The sequence below is a fragment of the Silicimonas algicola genome, assembly GCF_003148765.1.
Taxonomy (GTDB): domain Bacteria; phylum Pseudomonadota; class Alphaproteobacteria; order Rhodobacterales; family Rhodobacteraceae; genus Silicimonas; species Silicimonas algicola.
On record NZ_QGGV01000008.1, the window covers coordinates 79065 to 92735 of the forward strand.

A 13671-nucleotide genomic window follows, 5' to 3' on the forward strand; every position below is an offset into this window, starting at 1 on the left:
ATCCGGTTCATTCGTGATGGAAAAAGTTGAACCGCGACCGATGGTTGTGCGTAACTCACCCATCATGCTCGACCACATCCAGGGCCATACCACCCACGCGCGCCGGGGACGCGTATCGAATGCGTTCCGTTATGGCGTGGACTACGTGCTGCTCGAGCCCGAGAAAGCCGCCGCCACGCCGATCCCCTTCTCGCGGAACCGCTTCAATCTCTGGTCCGTCCACGACATCCGTCATGGCGGACCGCGCGGAGAGGGACGCGCAGCGGCCTGGGCGCGCGAGGTTCTGGCGGAACGCGGCTTTCCCTATCCGGATGCGCGCATTCTTCTTCTCACCCAGCCGACATTCCTCGGCCTGCACTTCAATCCCATCAGTCTGTGGTTCGCCCTGGTCGAGGGCGTGCCCCGCGCCGTGATCGCCGAAGTCGACAATACCTTCGGTCACAGGCACTGCTATGTCTGCGTCCGGCCAGGTTTCGAGCCCATCGGCTATGATGACACGCTGGAGGCCGAAAAGGCGATGCACGTCTCGCCGTTCCAGAAGGTCGAGGGCTCCTATCGCTTCAATATCGGGCTCGACGACGACGCCGTCCGCGTCCGGATCGACTTTCGCAACGGCGAGGACGGCGTGCTGGCGACCCTGTCCGGCAGTCGACGTCCCGCCACCGCCGCCTCGCTGCTGGCCGCCGCCCTCCGCCGTCCTCTGGGGGCTGCTCGGGTGGTGGGGCTGATCCATTGGCAGGCGATCAAGCTGTGGGCGAAGCGAGCGCCTTTTTCCAGCGCTCCGCCCCCACCCAACGACCTCGTCACCGACGCTCATTCACTTGAAAGACGCCCATGACCGACCTGAAAGATAAGACATTCTGGCTGATCGGGGCCTCGGAGGGCCTGGGTCGCGACCTGGCAAAGCGGCTTGATCGGGAAGGCGCGCATCTTGTCCTGTCCGCCCGTAGCGAGGACCGGCTGAAGAGCCTGGCCGCTGATCTGGGCAGCGCTCGCGTTCTGCCGCTCGACGTGACGGACCTCGATGCCGTGCGAGCGGCGGTCGAGAAAGCTGGCGAGATCGACGGCCTCATCTACAACGCGGGCGCCTACGAGCCGATGGCTGCAAGCGATTGGGACACCGAGCAGGCGCTGAAGATCGCCGACGTCAACTTCATGGGCGCGCTCCGCGTTCTGGGCGAAGTCGTACCTCGTTTCGTCCGGAGGGGAGCGGGCGACATCACCATCGTCGGCTCGCTTGCCGGATATCGCGGCCTGCCGGCCAACATAGGATACGGCGCATCGAAGTCGGGACTTATCAGCCTGGCCGAGACGATGCGCCACGATCTGAAGAACACCGGCGTCACGGTCCGGCTCGTCAATCCCGGGTTCATCCGCACGCGCCTGACGGCGAAGAACGCCTTCAAGATGCCGCAGATCATGGAGCCCGAAGACGCCGCGCGTCATGTCCTGGATGCGATGAAAAGCCGGCGCTTCCGCACCGACTTCCCGAAACCCTTCGCCTGGGCCATCCGCGCGTTCGACCTTCTGCCCGACCTTGCGGCCTATCGAGGCCGCTAGATCCGGAAGATGGGCTGAAGAAGCCTTGGAAGCAGCGCGCTGAAGCGGAGGGGCGCGTCAGTCGCGGCAAGGCAGATGCAGGGCAGGCCCTCATCCGCGGTCGGCGTATGCTCCAGATCCTCATCCGCGACCTCGACATCGCCGACGCCGAAGCGCCCTGTGACGTCGCTGAAGCTGCCCTGAAGGACAAGCGTCAGCTCGGTCCCCCGGTGCCCGTGATCGGGAACGGCCTGGCCGGAAGGGATATAGAGCAGCCGCAGCGATCCTTCGCCATCCGCTGACAGGATGTCCTGCTTCACGCCCATGCCCAGGGCCTTCCAGCGCGGGGCACGGCCGCTCATCGCCGCGACGACCGGTGCGGGATAGATGCCGGTCCGGGCATGGACCGGCGTATCCTCTACGGCATCGTCCAGATGGCCGAGAACCCGGTCGCGCAGACGCTCTGACAGCGCTTCGCCCGCGGTCTCGTCCAGAACGACACCGCCCGCGGCCTGATGCGCCTCGAGCGCCGCACGGCAGTCCTCGCACATCGAGACGTGTGTCGCGATCACCACCGCGAACGGATGCGGCAGGCTTCCGGCGGCATAGGCTGCCAACATCGCGTCAGGCGTGTGATGGCCAATGGCGGTCATTCTTCCAGATCCTTCAGTTCGTGTCTCAAACGCTGCATCCCGAGCCGGATGCGTGATTTTATCGTCCCGAGCGGCAGCCCCGTCTGGTTCGCGATCTCTTGATGAGACAGTTCCCCCAGATAGGCCTTTTCGATCACCTCGCGCTGCTCTCCCTTCAGCCGCCTCAAGGCGGCGCGCAGCTTGCCCGTCTCCTGTTCCACCGCGACGATCTGGGCCGGATCGGGCTCGGTGCCAGGCGGCTCCGCAAGCTCCTCGGGCACCAGGCGGCGGGCCTTGCGGATGATGTCGATCTGACGATTCCGCGCGATCTGATAGATCCAGGACGAGGCTTCGGCCCGATGCGGATCGAACAGATGCGCCTTTCGCCAGACGGACAGCATCACGTCCTGCACGATGTCCTCGGCCTCGGCGGCCGTGGTGCCCGAGCGCATGACGAAGCCCTTCAGGCGGGGCGCGAAATGGTCGAAGAGCGCGCAAAAGGCTGCGCGGTCACGCCGATCCCTGACGGCGATCATCCATCCGGTCTGTTCCGAGGGTGTCGGAATCGTCCGTTCCTTCCGCAGCGTCCTTGTTACCACCGCCGCAGACGGGGGTCGTCCCGACCGCGCGATGCCGATCTCGAGCGTTATCATAGCCTCGATACGCGCCACGACACCCCCCGGATCACACGAGGGCGCGTAAATCTCTCAATTGCGGTGGATTACGAGATAGACCGTGCCGTCCATGAGCTTGCGCGCCGTGCGCAGGACTTCGGCGCGGGTCACGACGCCGTCCTCTACGTGACCCAGGACCGTCATTTCTCCAGTCGGATGCTCGACTGACAGCGCCTGCGCCTCGCCGTCCGGCAGGACCGCCAGGTCGTGCGCCACCGCACCCGGCGTCAGGCAGGCCGTAGCGACGCTGACCGCGCCCAGAACGCCTATGGTCTTATGGCATCGGTGTGGAATGAACGTCCGGGTCGAGATCGCCCCTCCCGCACGCGGAGCCGAGACCATCGTCATCTTCGGCACCGAGGACTGCGCCACATCGCCCAGGTTCATCAGCGGTCCCGCCGCCAGACGGAGGGACTCGAGCCGTGCGCGCAGCGCGTCGTCGGCCTCCAGCGCCTCGGGCGTTTCGTCTCCCGCGATACCCAGGTCCGAGGCGCGCATGACCACGCAGGGCATGCCGTTGTCGATGAGCGTCGCCTCGATCCCGTCGATGACATCCATCACGCGACCCGAAGGAAAGAGCGCGCCGCAGGTCGATCCCGCCGTGTCGCGAAACTCGATCGGCACCGGAGAGGCGGTGCCGGGCACTCCGTCGATCCGGGCCTCGCCCTCGTATCGAACCTTGCCGGCGGGCGTCGCGACCCGCGCCACGGCCACTTGCGCCGTGTTCTCCATGTAGATCGTCACGGGCGTTTCGTCGCCCTGCGGCGCGACAAGCCCTCGCTCGATGGCGAAGGGCCCGACGCCGGCAAGGATGTTGCCGCAGTTCTGCGCGTCCGAGACAACCGCTCGGTCGACGAAGACCTGGAGGAACAGGTAGTCGACGTCGATGCCCGGCCTCTGCGACGGACGGACCACCGCGACCTTCGATGTCAAAGGGTCGGCGCCACCCATCCCGTCGATCTGCCGCGGATCGGGGGAGCCCATGACCCCCAGAAGCACGCGGTCCCGGGCCTTCGCATCCTCAGGCAGATCGGCCGCGAGGAAGTATCCGCCCTTCGAGGTGCCGCCGCGCATCCACATGCAGCGGAGGCCGTCACTCATACCTAAGGCCTTTCTCGGCCAGCCGGCCGCGCATGTCGTAGATGTCGAGCCCAAGCTCACCGGAGGCCAGCCGCTTGCGCTTTCCGGCTTCGGCATCGATGCGGGCCTGGGCCTGCGCCATCACCGCCTCGGCCTCCGCCAAGTGAACGATGCAGACGCCGTCGTCGTCCGCGACCACGATGTCGCCCGGGTTCACGAGCGCGCCCGCGCAGACGACTGGTACGTTCACGCTGCCCACGGTCTCCTTCACCGTGCCCGCGGCCGAGACCGCCGTCGACCACACCGCGAAACCCATGCCACGCAAGTCGCGCGTGTCCCGCACCCCGCAGTCCAGAACCGCCGCGCGACAGCCACGGGCCATGGCCGAGGTCGCCAGAAGATCGCCAAAATAGCCCATGGGCGACGGCGCCGTCGTGGCCAGCACCAGCACGTCGCCCTCGCGGAGTTGCTCGATGGCGACATGGATCATCCAGTTGTCGCCCGGTGGCGCGCTGATCGTGACGGCGCTGCCCCCCATGCCGAAATCCCGCTGGATCGGCCGCATGTTCGCCGCCATCAAACCCTTGCGCCCCTGCGCCTCGTGAACCGTGGCGACGCCCGCCTCTCCCAGGCGGCGGATCAGGTCGGCGTCGGCGCGCCGGATGTCGGTGACGACTTTTCCCATCTTCATCTCTTTCCAAATACCCGCCGCGGCGAAGGCCGACGGCGAGACGGAGGCGACGCCCCGCTCCTCAGTCCTTTTTCACCGGCGGCGTCCCGTGGGTATGGAACGTCTCGATCGTCTTCAGCCCCCAGGCCTGTCCCTTTTTCCGATCCGCCTCGGTCCAGACGACCGGCTCCCAGTCGGGCGCGAGGATCAGACGCGCGCCGGCGTTCGCCAGCTCGATCCGGTTTCCGGCCGGCTCCCAGGCGTAGAGGAAGAACGAGCCCTGGATGGCATGCTTGTGCGGTCCCGTCTCGATGTGGACCCCGTTCTCGAGATAGATGTCGGCCGCGCGCAGGATGTCCTCGCGCGTGTCGGTGGCGTAGGTGACGTGATGCAGCCGCCCCGCGCCTCCGCCGCGCTCTTCCGAGCAGACGAGGTCGTATGTCTTGTTGTTGCAGGAGAACCAGCAGCCGCCGATCCTTCCGTTGTCGAGCTGGATGTACTCGGTCACGCGCGATCCGAGGCAGGCGTCGACCCAGTCGCGGAAGGCCGTGACGTCCCCGCCGAGGACGTTGACGTGGTCGATACGGCGCGGCGAAACGCCTTGCGCGTGGTAGCGCGAGGACAGGTTCTTGAGCGCCGAAGCATCATCAGGGGGGGCTTCGTAGCGCACCGTGTCCCAATAGATCTCGAAGACATGCCCGAAGGGATCCTCGAAGCGGAACGCCCGGCCGTGGCCGAGGTCGCCGTCGGTCCAGCCGTGCGTGACATACCCCGACGCCTCGATGGCAGCGACGCGCCGTTCCAGCGCCTCGGGCGACGAGACGCGGTAGGCGATGTGTCCCACCCCGGTCGTGTCGGCTGCCGTCAGCTTCATCGAATGGAATTCGTAGTCGTCCCAGGCCCGCAGATAGGCCGAGCCGCCCTCCTCGCCCGACAGCTTCAGCCCATAGACGCGGGTGAAGAAGTCGAGGCTCTCGTCGTAACGGTCGGTCAGCACCTCGACATGGCCGAGGTGGGCGAGGTCGGCGACGGGCATGGTCGGGCGGCTCATGTCGCGGCCCTCACAGCTCGTCCACCGTGCGGGGGAAGATCGACTGGAAGCCTTCGGCATATTTGCAGTCGCGCCCGCCCGACTGCCCGCCCGAGTTGCGCTTGAAGTGGTTCGCGCGCTGCTGCGCCACGCGGGTATAGAATTCCCACAGGTGCTCCTGCCCCTCCATGCATTCGATCGCGGCGCGCTTCTTGTCCCACACCGGCGTGATGTCGAGGAAGGTGTTCGGCTTCCAGCCCATCTGCTCGGTCTGGTGCGGCTCGAAGAGGTAGAGCTGCGGCGCGCCAAGCACCTGCTGGCCGGGGTTGTGACCCCAGGCCTGGGCGATCATCCGCGTCTCGAGGGCGAGTTTCGTCGCGTACATGTGGTCGGTATTGTAAGGGTCGTACTGCGAATGCGACAGCATGAAGCTCGGCTGCACTGTGCGGATGACATCGACCAGCCGGTCCTTCTGCGCGCGATCGAGGTCGAGGGGATAATCGCCGCAGTCGAAGAACTGGATGTCGTGGACGTCTAGAGCGCGCGCGGCGGCCTCGGCCTCGGCCCGGCGCGCGTCCTTGACACGTTCGAGTGTCATTCCCTCCTGCTTCCACAGCTTGGCGCTTTCGCCGCGCTCGCCATAGGACAGGCAGACGACGGTTACGGCGTAGCCCATCTGCTGATGCAGCGCGATGGCCCCGCCGCAGCGCCATACGAAATCGGCCGAGTGCGCCGAAATGACCAGCGCGGTATTGCCTGCGGACATCGCATCTCTCCTCTTCCCTGTCGCTTCGCAAAGTCCGTCCAACCGCCCGGAATTGCCAATTCGTATCGTACGGGCGATATTCAGTCAGGCTATAGACCCTCCGGACATGATCGATCCCGCCCATCTGAACCTGCGCCATCTGCGAGCCTTCGTTGCCATCTGCCGAGCGGGAAGCATCACACGCGCGGCCGAGGTCGTCCACCTGTCGCAGCCAGCGATCACGCAGGGTCTTGCGCGGCTCGAGGCCGCCGTCGGGGCCTCCCTTTTCGTGCGGCACGGCCGCGGTCTGACGCCGAGCGACGAAGGGCGCATCCTCGCATTCAGGTCGGAACGCGGCCTCGACACCCTCGAGACCGGCCTGACCGAGGCGTACCGTCGCGCGCGGACACCGAGGCCATCCAAGGTGGCGGCGCGGCTGACGGCAGCGCATCTGCGCGCGCTCGTGGCCATCGACGACGCACGCTCGTTCTCGGCGGCCGCCCGTGCGCTCGGGCTCGCTCAGCCGTCCGTGCATCGCGCCGCGCGGGATCTGGAGCTGGCGACGGGCCTCGCGCTCTTCGAGACAACGTCTTCGGGCACGGCGCTCACCCGCGCCGCGCTGCGTCTGTCGCGGGCGACGCGATTGATGCTTGCGGAACTGCGACAGGGCCTCAGCGAGATCGCACAGCGGCATGGGCGGGCGCTGCCGGGCATCCGGATCGGCGCGTTGCCCCTCGCCCGGTCGACCGTGCTTCCCGAGGTGGTCGATCGCGTGACGGCAGGCGCCGGGCCGCTGCGCGTTCAGATCATCGACGGACCCTACCCCGACCTCCTCCGGGCGCTGCGGCAAGGCGACCTCGACCTGATGGTCGGCGCCCTGCGCGACCCCTGCCCGCCCGACATGGTGCAGGAGCCGATGTTCGCGGACCGTCTCGGCGTCTTTTGCGGGCCGGGACATCCGCTTCTGGGCCTGCCCGATCCGACAGGACGCCTCACAGACTTTCCTTGGGTTCTCTCGCCTCTCGGGACCCCGACGCGAACCTGGATCGAGGCCGCGCTGCCCGACCTCCTGCGCGCCGCCCTGCCCGAACTGGTCGAGACGTCGTCGATGGTGATGGTGCGCGGGCTTCTGCAGTCGGGTCGGCGTCTCACCATCATCTCGCGGAACCAGGTCGCGACGGAGGTCCGGACGGGGCTGATGCGGGAACTGCCCGTCACCCTCGCCGATCGTCCGAGACCGATCGGGATCACAAGTCGCGCGGATTGGGTGCCGACGCCAGCCCAGACAGCGGTTCTCGCCGCCCTTCGAACCGTCGCCGCGGACTGGAAGGAATCTCAGATCTGATCGAGAACCTCGACCGCCGCACCGTCAGCCGTCAGGGATCCGCCGGTGCGGTCGAAGCGAAGGTAGGCCAGCCCCCGGTCTCCCGCGACCGAACGGAGGACACCCGCCTCGCGTCCGTCGTCCGACATGATCGCCGCTCCGGGCCTGGCGTTCCCCGCAAGCGAAACCCGCGCAAGTCCCTTCCTCAGATCGGTCTTGTGCTTCATCCGCGCCGTCACCTCCTGCCCGACATAGCAGCCCTTGCGAAAATCGACCCCGTGGAACCGCTCGAAGCCGGTTTCCAGCGGATAGCTGTCGTTCGGGATCAGGTCGACGCCACTTTCCGGCACGCCTGCGCGGATGCGGACGGCCTCCCAGTCGGCCTCCTCTCCGGCGCGACCGTCATAGGCGCGCCAGCCTAGCTCCGGATGCCTCGGGTCGGCGAAGGCGCCATCCGGAGCGTCCCCTGTCCCCCGCGCGACAGCTATGTCCGTCTCCTCGATCCTCGCGTCCGCTCTCAGCCGATACATTCCCAGCCGCTGCGCCAGTCCCGGCCCGAGGTCGGCGTCGACGTCGAGGAGGATCGCCTCGCCGTCCGGCACCAGGAAGAAGTCCGCGAGGTACTTGCCCTGCGGCGACAGAAGCGCGGTCCAGACGAGTCCGTCCTTCAGGCGGCCGACGTCATTTGTGACGAGGTTCTGGAGGAACGTCTCGCGGTCCGTTCCGGTGATGCGATAGACCCTGCGCGCGGCCATGCTGGCCTCCCCTGACGTTTGGACCCAATATAGGGACAACCGTTCCAGTCACCACCCATGCCCGCACCGCTTTCCATCGTCATTCCCACGCTGAACGCCGCGGCATCCCTGCCCGCGACCTGCGACGCGCTTCTGTTGGGCGCGACGGAAGGGCTGGTGCGCGACATGGTCATCTCGGACGGCGGTTCGACGGATGGGATCAAGGAAATCGCGGATCACCTTGGCGCGACTCTGGTGACCGGCGCGCCCGGGCGCGGCGGCCAGATCGCGCGCGGCGTGGCGGCGGCGAGGGCCCCCTTCGTCCTGATCCTCCACGCCGACACCTGGTTGTCGGAAGGCTGGACGATGGAGGCGCGACGGCTCATCGAGCACCATCCGACGCGCGCCGGATATTTCCGCCTGAGATTCCGCGCCTCGGGCTTTGCTCCGGGGGTCGTCGCAGGGGGGGCGAACCTGCGGTCGCGCCTCCTTGGCCTGCCCTATGGCGACCAGGGGCTGCTCGTTGCACGCCGGACGCTGGAGGATGTGGGCGGCTTCCCCGAACTGCCTCTGATGGAGGACGTGGCGCTCGCCCGTCGGCTGAAGGGCCGCCTGATGCCGCTCCGGGCAGACGCGCTGACCTTGGCCGACCGTTACGAAAGCGAAGGATGGACACGCCGAGTGTCCGGCAACCTTGTTACGCTTGCACGCTTCGCCGCCGGGGCGGACCCCGAAACGCTGCTACGGCGTTACGACAGGTTCAGGTCGCGCTGAACTGAAGCGCGTGCAGCCGGGCATAGACACCGCCGCGATCCATGAGCTCGTCGTGGCGACCCTCGTCCACGACCCGTCCCGCCTCCATCACGACGATCTTGTCCGCGCGCCGCACGGTCGACAGCCGATGTGCGATGACCAGTGTCGTGCGGCCCTGGGACAACGTCTCCAGAGCCTCCTGCACCCGGGCCTCGCTTTCGGCGTCGAGGGCGCTTGTCGCCTCGTCCAGCAGAAGGATCGGCGCGTCCCGCAGGATCGCCCGCGCGATGGCGACGCGCTGGCGCTGTCCGCCCGAAAGCTGCGAGCCGCGCGGCCCGGCCGGGGTGTCCAGCCCCCTGGGAAGCCCGTCGACGAAAGCCTCGAGGTGCGCCGCGTTCAGCGCGGACCTGAGACGCGCCTCGTCCACTCCGGGGGTCGCGAGCGTGATGTTGTCCCGCAGGGTTTCGTCGAACATGGGCGCGTCCTGCGTCACGACCGAGAAGAGGGCGCGAAGGTCCGGCAGGCTCATCTCGCGCACTGGCACTCCGCCTACAAGGATCCGTCCCGCCTCGACGTCCACCAGCCGCGTCAGGGCCGAGAAGAGCGTCGACTTGCCCGCTCCCGACGCGCCCACGAGCGCCGTCGTCTCGCCCGCCCTGGCTGTGAAGGTCGCGCCGTTCAACGCGCGCTCCCCGCCGTAGGCCACGACCGCGTCCTCGAAGACCACGTCCGCCCCACCCGGATCGGACGGCGCAGCGGACGCCCGGGCGGACGACAGGATCGTCGGTGCGGCCTGGAACACAGACTGGATCCGCTCGAGGCTGGCCCTGGCCGACTGCCAGTTGGCCGAGATGTTGGCGATCCGGCGCATGGGTTCGAACAGAAGACCCATGGCGGTGAAGAAGGACATGAACTCGCCCACGGTCTTCTCGCCGTCGATGATCTCGTTGCCGCCGTAGATCACCACGCCCGCGAAACCGAAGGCCGCGACGACGTCCATCGTCGACGGCACGCCCGCGCGCCCGATCCGGGCCTTCATCTCCTGCCCCATGTAACGCCGCATCACGGTTTCGAAACGCTCGGATTCGTGCGCTTCGGAGGTGTTCAGCTTGATGGTGTTGACGCCGTGGAATATCTCGTCGAGCCGGGTCGACAGCTTCGCCGCCGCCTCGCGCGCGGCGAAAGACTTCTTTCGGACATAGCGCTGCATCCCCAGGATCGGCCCGATCAGCACTGGAAGACCCGCGATTGCGACGAGCGTCCAACGCCAGTCGACCGAGATCGCGACCGCGAGCAGTGCGGCGATGGAGACGACCTCGCGCCAGGCGGTGCCGAGGACCTGCATCCAGATCTGGTTCGCCACCGTGGTGTCGCCCCGGACCCTCTCGATCAGCGTTCCCGGCGGATTGGCCTGGAAATAGGCGCTGTCGAGCGTCAGGAGGTGGCGCACCATGTCGCGCTGCATCGCGGTGATGATGTCGAGCCCGATGCCGTTCATGATGACGCGGTGCGAGAAGTCCGAGATCGCGCGAAGGATGAAGATCCCGCCCAGAGCACCCGCGACCCAGTAGACCGCGCCCCGATCCTTGGCGACGAAGACCTGGTCGAACATCGGCTGCACTATATACGAGATCGCACCCAGCATTGCGCCTTCGATCGCCATGAAGATCATCGCGATGGCCAGGCGACCCATGTGCGGGCGCAGGTAGTCGTGCCAGACCCACGACAGAAGGCCGCGCTCGGTGGCGCTGCCCGTGTATCCGGATCCGGTTGTGACGGTGTCGGCCACGCTGCCTCGTGCTTGCTCAGTCACGACTGACTAACCTTCGCTCCCCCCGCGCACAAGCACCGCGCCCCCGGAGGTCATTGACCCTTCCGCGCGCGCCGCCTAATCGATGGCGTTGCCTTTTCGGAGCCCGTTTCCCATGTCCCTCGCCCACGGCGTCAGCTACCTCGCCATTCCCGGCCCCTCCGTCACGCCCGAGCGCGTACTGCGCGCCATGCACCGGACCTCGCCCAACATCTACGAAGGCGCCCTGCCTGCCATGATGCCCGCACTGGTGGCCAGCCTGAAGGCGGTGGCGCGGACCGAGCATAACGTGACGATCTACATCACCAACGGTCACGGGGCTTGGGAGGCGGCGCTGACCAACACGCTGTCGCGCGGCGATCGCATCCTCGTCCCGGCGACGGGCCGCTTCTCGCATGGCTGGGCCGAGATCGCGCGGGTCTTGGGCGTCGAGGTCGACATCATGGACTTCGGCAAGCGCGACCCGATCGACATGGCGGCGCTGACCGAGCGGCTGAAGACGGACGACCGGGGCTACAAGGCCGTGCTCGCCGTCCACACCGACACTTCGACGTCGCTGCGCACGGACATTCCCGCCGTGCGGGCCGCCATCGACGCCGCCGGACACCCGGCTCTTCTGATGGTCGACTGCATGGCGTCCCTCGGCTGCGACCGCTTCGAGATGGACGCCTGGGGCGTCGATGTCATGCTCGCCGGCTCGCAGAAGGGTCTGATGACGCCGCCGGGACTCGCCTTCGTGTGGTTCAACGACAAGGCAGACCGCGCGCGCGACACGGCGAACTGCGTGACATGGGCGTGGGACTGGCGGCCGCGTGCTTTCCCCAAGATCTTCTCGAACTACTTCGGCGGCACCGCGCCCACGCTCCACCTTCATGGGCTGCGCGAGGCGCTCGACATGATCGAGGAAGAAGGGCTGGAGAACGTCTGGTCGCGCCATGCCAGCCTCGCCCGCGCGGTGTGGGCGGCGGCCGAGCACTGGGGGACCGAGGGCACGCTCGAACTCAACGTCCGCCAGCGCGAGTTGCGCGGCCATTCCGTCACCGCCTTCCGCGCGGGCTCGGAAAGGGCGACGGCGCTGCGGCGCTGGTGCGAGGACAAGGCGGGCCTGACGCTTGGCATCGGCCTCGGCATGACCGAGCCGGACGACCCGGCGTGGCACCACTTCTTCCGCCTCGGCCACATGGGTCACGTCAGCGCGCAGATGATCCTGGGCGCGCTCGCCACGATGGAGGCGGGGATGAAGGCCGTTGGCCTGCCGCACGCACCCGGCGGCGTCGTCAAGGCAGCAGAGGTCATCGCCGCCGAGGCGTGACGCCTAGCTCGAGCGTCGATTGCGGAAGTCGACCGTCATCAGGCGGTCGGCGATCCAGCTGACAAGCCCGGCGATCAGAAGCCCCCACATGGCCCAGACCGAAACCAGCGCCATGAAGACAAGGACGAAGGCGGACACCAGGAAGGCGTTCGTGTAGTCGGGAACCCTCATGCGCGGCACCTTCGCAAGATCCTTTCTCGCGGATCATAGCGCGGAATGTGCGTCGGTCAGGCTGAAAATTGCGTTAGCTCAGCCCGCCTGCGCAGCCTTCAGCGCATCGGGCAGCGCGCCTTCCAGCCGGTCGAGGTCGGGGGTGCGGCCGGCGCTGACGCGGATGCAGCGGTTTCCGGGCGAGGCGAAGGGCATCCGGACGAAGACGTCGCGGTCCGCGAGCGCCTCGAGCACCGCCCGCGCAAAGGCTCCGTCCCGCCCGCAGTCGATGGTCACGAAGTTGGTGGCCGACGGCAGCGGCGTCAGGCCGTTGTCCCGTGCGATGGCCGCGATCCGGGCGCGTGCGGCCTCGACCTCGATGCGGACCTCGCCGATCCAGCCTTCGTCGCCCAGGGCCGCGAGCGCCGCCGCCTGGCTGATCCGGCTCATCCCGAAGTGGTTGCGGACCTTCTCGAAGCCACGAATCACCTCGGCATGGCCGAAGGCATAGCCCACCCGCATTCCCGCCAGCCCGTGCGCCTTCGAGAAGGTGCGCATCCGGATCACGCGGGGGTCGGCAACGTCGATCCGCGCCATCGTGCCCTTCGGCGCAAACTCGGCGTAAGCCTCGTCGAGCACGAGAAGGCACTCGTCGGGAAGGGCGGCGATCATCTCCTCGATGCGCGCGCCGTCGTGCCAGGAGCCCATCGGGTTGTCCGGGTTGGCGAGATAGATCAACTTGGCCCGCTCGCTGCGCGCCGCGTCCAGCAGCGCCTGCGGATCCTCGTGATCGTCGACGTAGGGCACCTTGACCAGTCGGCCGCCGAAGCCGGCGACGTGATAGTTGAACGTCGGATAGGCCCCGTCCGAGGTCACGACGGCGTCGCCCGGCTCCACATAGAGGCGAACGGCGTAGCCGAGAAGGCCGTCGATCCCCTCGCCGACCACGATCTCGTCCGGCGCAATGCCAAGGCGCCGGGCCAGCGCGGCACGCAGGTCGTGGCTCTCGGGGTCGCCATACATCCAGGCCTCGGGTGCGGCGGCGCGGATGGCCTCGATCACCTGCGGTGAGGGCCCGAAGACGCTTTCGTTCGCGCCAAGCCGCGCCGCGAAGCGTTTGCCCCGGCAGCGCTCGAGAGCCTCCGGTCCCACGAAGGGAACCGTGGCGGGAAGCGACTGGCAGAGCGGTGTCTCGGAGGGGGCTTTCATGCCGTTGAG

15 protein-coding genes are annotated in these 13671 nt (G+C 67.6%); 5 read left to right on the top strand and 10 right to left on the bottom strand.

All coding sequences use genetic code 11. The features are described 5' to 3' along the window. The first annotated feature begins 64 nt into the window (after positions 1-64). Both C8D95_RS16045 and C8D95_RS16050 read left to right on the top strand, forming a co-directional pair. On the top strand, positions 65-838 hold the full coding sequence (locus tag C8D95_RS16045) for a DUF1365 domain-containing protein (protein ID WP_109760213.1): 774 nt from the start codon (positions 65-67) through the stop codon (positions 836-838). After that, the gene (locus C8D95_RS16050; protein ID WP_109760214.1) at positions 835-1560 is read left to right on the top strand and encodes an SDR family NAD(P)-dependent oxidoreductase; all 726 of its coding nucleotides are present in this window, start codon (positions 835-837) and stop codon (positions 1558-1560) included. Before C8D95_RS16045 ends, C8D95_RS16050 begins: the two co-directional genes overlap by 4 nt. Here the strand turns inward: C8D95_RS16050 and C8D95_RS16055 are convergent. The 6 genes from C8D95_RS16055 to C8D95_RS16080 form a co-directional block, all read right to left on the bottom strand. Next, a complete protein-coding gene (locus C8D95_RS16055; RefSeq protein WP_109760215.1) occupies positions 1557-2192 on the bottom strand; it encodes a ChrR family anti-sigma-E factor in 636 nt (211 codons plus the stop codon). The genes C8D95_RS16050 and C8D95_RS16055 overlap by 4 nt on opposite strands. After that, positions 2189-2707: a sigma-70 family RNA polymerase sigma factor gene (locus C8D95_RS16060; RefSeq protein WP_109760307.1), complete on the bottom strand. Its 519-nt coding sequence runs from the start codon at positions 2705-2707 to the stop codon at positions 2189-2191. Before C8D95_RS16060 ends, C8D95_RS16055 begins: the two co-directional genes overlap by 4 nt. Positions 2708-2878: 171 nt before the next feature. After that, on the bottom strand, positions 2879-3946 hold the full coding sequence (locus C8D95_RS16065; protein WP_109760216.1) for a 4-oxalomesaconate tautomerase: 1068 nt from the start codon (positions 3944-3946) through the stop codon (positions 2879-2881). Further along, the gene (locus tag C8D95_RS16070) at positions 3939-4610 is read right to left on the bottom strand and encodes a 4-carboxy-4-hydroxy-2-oxoadipate aldolase/oxaloacetate decarboxylase (RefSeq protein WP_109760308.1); all 672 of its coding nucleotides are present in this window, start codon (positions 4608-4610) and stop codon (positions 3939-3941) included. Before C8D95_RS16070 ends, C8D95_RS16065 begins: the two co-directional genes overlap by 8 nt. Before the next feature lie 67 nt (positions 4611-4677). Beyond that, positions 4678-5646, bottom strand: coding sequence for a VOC family protein (locus tag C8D95_RS16075; RefSeq protein ID WP_109760217.1), 969 nt, complete (start codon positions 5644-5646; stop codon positions 4678-4680). Positions 5647-5656: 10 nt separating this feature from the next. Then, positions 5657-6391 carry a PIG-L deacetylase family protein gene (locus C8D95_RS16080; RefSeq protein ID WP_109760309.1) on the bottom strand — a complete coding sequence of 245 codons (735 nt, stop codon included), beginning with the start codon at positions 6389-6391 and terminating at the stop codon, positions 5657-5659. A gap of 106 nt (positions 6392-6497) precedes the next feature. Here C8D95_RS16080 and C8D95_RS16085 point away from each other — a divergent pair, with 106 nt between their 5' ends. Next, positions 6498-7715, top strand: coding sequence for a LysR family transcriptional regulator (locus tag C8D95_RS16085; RefSeq protein ID WP_164721599.1), 1218 nt, complete (start codon positions 6498-6500; stop codon positions 7713-7715). Here the strand turns inward: C8D95_RS16085 and ygfZ are convergent. Next, positions 7706-8449, bottom strand: coding sequence for a CAF17-like 4Fe-4S cluster assembly/insertion protein YgfZ (gene ygfZ, locus C8D95_RS16090; protein ID WP_109760219.1), 744 nt, complete (start codon positions 8447-8449; stop codon positions 7706-7708). The genes C8D95_RS16085 and ygfZ overlap by 10 nt on opposite strands. A 57-nt stretch (positions 8450-8506) precedes the next feature. Here ygfZ and C8D95_RS16095 point away from each other — a divergent pair, with 57 nt between their 5' ends. Continuing rightward, complete coding sequence (locus C8D95_RS16095; RefSeq protein WP_109760220.1) at positions 8507-9202, top strand: glycosyltransferase; 696 nt, start codon at positions 8507-8509, stop codon at positions 9200-9202. Here C8D95_RS16095 and C8D95_RS16100 read toward each other — a convergent pair. Further along, the gene (locus tag C8D95_RS16100; RefSeq protein ID WP_241239825.1) at positions 9189-10970 is read right to left on the bottom strand and encodes an ABC transporter ATP-binding protein; all 1782 of its coding nucleotides are present in this window, start codon (positions 10968-10970) and stop codon (positions 9189-9191) included. The genes C8D95_RS16095 and C8D95_RS16100 overlap by 14 nt on opposite strands. 136 nt (positions 10971-11106) lie before the next feature. Between C8D95_RS16100 and C8D95_RS16105 the strand changes: the two genes are divergently transcribed. Further along, positions 11107-12303 (top strand): pyridoxal-phosphate-dependent aminotransferase family protein, encoded by a 1197-nt coding sequence (locus tag C8D95_RS16105; RefSeq protein ID WP_109760221.1) that lies wholly within the window; start codon positions 11107-11109, stop codon positions 12301-12303. Between the two features lie 3 nt (positions 12304-12306). Here the strand turns inward: C8D95_RS16105 and C8D95_RS22100 are convergent, their stop codons facing one another. Both C8D95_RS22100 and C8D95_RS16110 read right to left on the bottom strand, forming a co-directional pair. Next, a complete protein-coding gene (locus C8D95_RS22100) occupies positions 12307-12474 on the bottom strand; it encodes a hypothetical protein (protein ID WP_164721598.1) in 168 nt (55 codons plus the stop codon). Between the two features lie 78 nt (positions 12475-12552). Then, on the bottom strand, positions 12553-13662 hold the full coding sequence (locus tag C8D95_RS16110) for a pyridoxal phosphate-dependent aminotransferase (RefSeq protein ID WP_109760222.1): 1110 nt from the start codon (positions 13660-13662) through the stop codon (positions 12553-12555). Between the last annotated feature and the right edge of the window lie 9 nt (positions 13663-13671).

Bases quoted from the DNA above. Each gene is read 5' to 3' on its own strand.
- C8D95_RS16045 (WP_109760213.1), top strand. From the start codon at position 65: ATGCTCGACCACATCCAGGGCCATACCACCCACGCGCGCCGGGGACGC.
- C8D95_RS16095 (WP_109760220.1), top strand. From the start codon at position 8,507: ATGCCCGCACCGCTTTCCATCGTCATTCCCACGCTGAACGCCGCGGCA.
- C8D95_RS16110 (WP_109760222.1), bottom strand. From the start codon at position 13,662: ATGAAAGCCCCCTCCGAGACACCGCTCTGCCAGTCGCTTCCCGCCACG.
- C8D95_RS16060 (WP_109760307.1), bottom strand. From the start codon at position 2,707: ATGATCGCCGTCAGGGATCGGCGTGACCGCGCAGCCTTTTGCGCGCTC.
- C8D95_RS16075 (WP_109760217.1), bottom strand. From the start codon at position 5,646: ATGAGCCGCCCGACCATGCCCGTCGCCGACCTCGCCCACCTCGGCCAT.
- C8D95_RS16085 (WP_164721599.1), top strand. From the start codon at position 6,498: ATGATCGATCCCGCCCATCTGAACCTGCGCCATCTGCGAGCCTTCGTT.
- C8D95_RS16080 (WP_109760309.1), bottom strand. From the start codon at position 6,391: ATGTCCGCAGGCAATACCGCGCTGGTCATTTCGGCGCACTCGGCCGAT.
- C8D95_RS22100 (WP_164721598.1), bottom strand. From the start codon at position 12,474: ATGAGGGTTCCCGACTACACGAACGCCTTCCTGGTGTCCGCCTTCGTC.
- C8D95_RS16065 (WP_109760216.1), bottom strand. From the start codon at position 3,946: ATGAGTGACGGCCTCCGCTGCATGTGGATGCGCGGCGGCACCTCGAAG.
- C8D95_RS16050 (WP_109760214.1), top strand. From the start codon at position 835: ATGACCGACCTGAAAGATAAGACATTCTGGCTGATCGGGGCCTCGGAG.
- C8D95_RS16070 (WP_109760308.1), bottom strand. From the start codon at position 4,610: ATGGGAAAAGTCGTCACCGACATCCGGCGCGCCGACGCCGACCTGATC.
- C8D95_RS16105 (WP_109760221.1), top strand. From the start codon at position 11,107: ATGTCCCTCGCCCACGGCGTCAGCTACCTCGCCATTCCCGGCCCCTCC.
- C8D95_RS16055 (WP_109760215.1), bottom strand. From the start codon at position 2,192: ATGACCGCCATTGGCCATCACACGCCTGACGCGATGTTGGCAGCCTAT.
- ygfZ (WP_109760219.1), bottom strand. From the start codon at position 8,449: ATGGCCGCGCGCAGGGTCTATCGCATCACCGGAACGGACCGCGAGACG.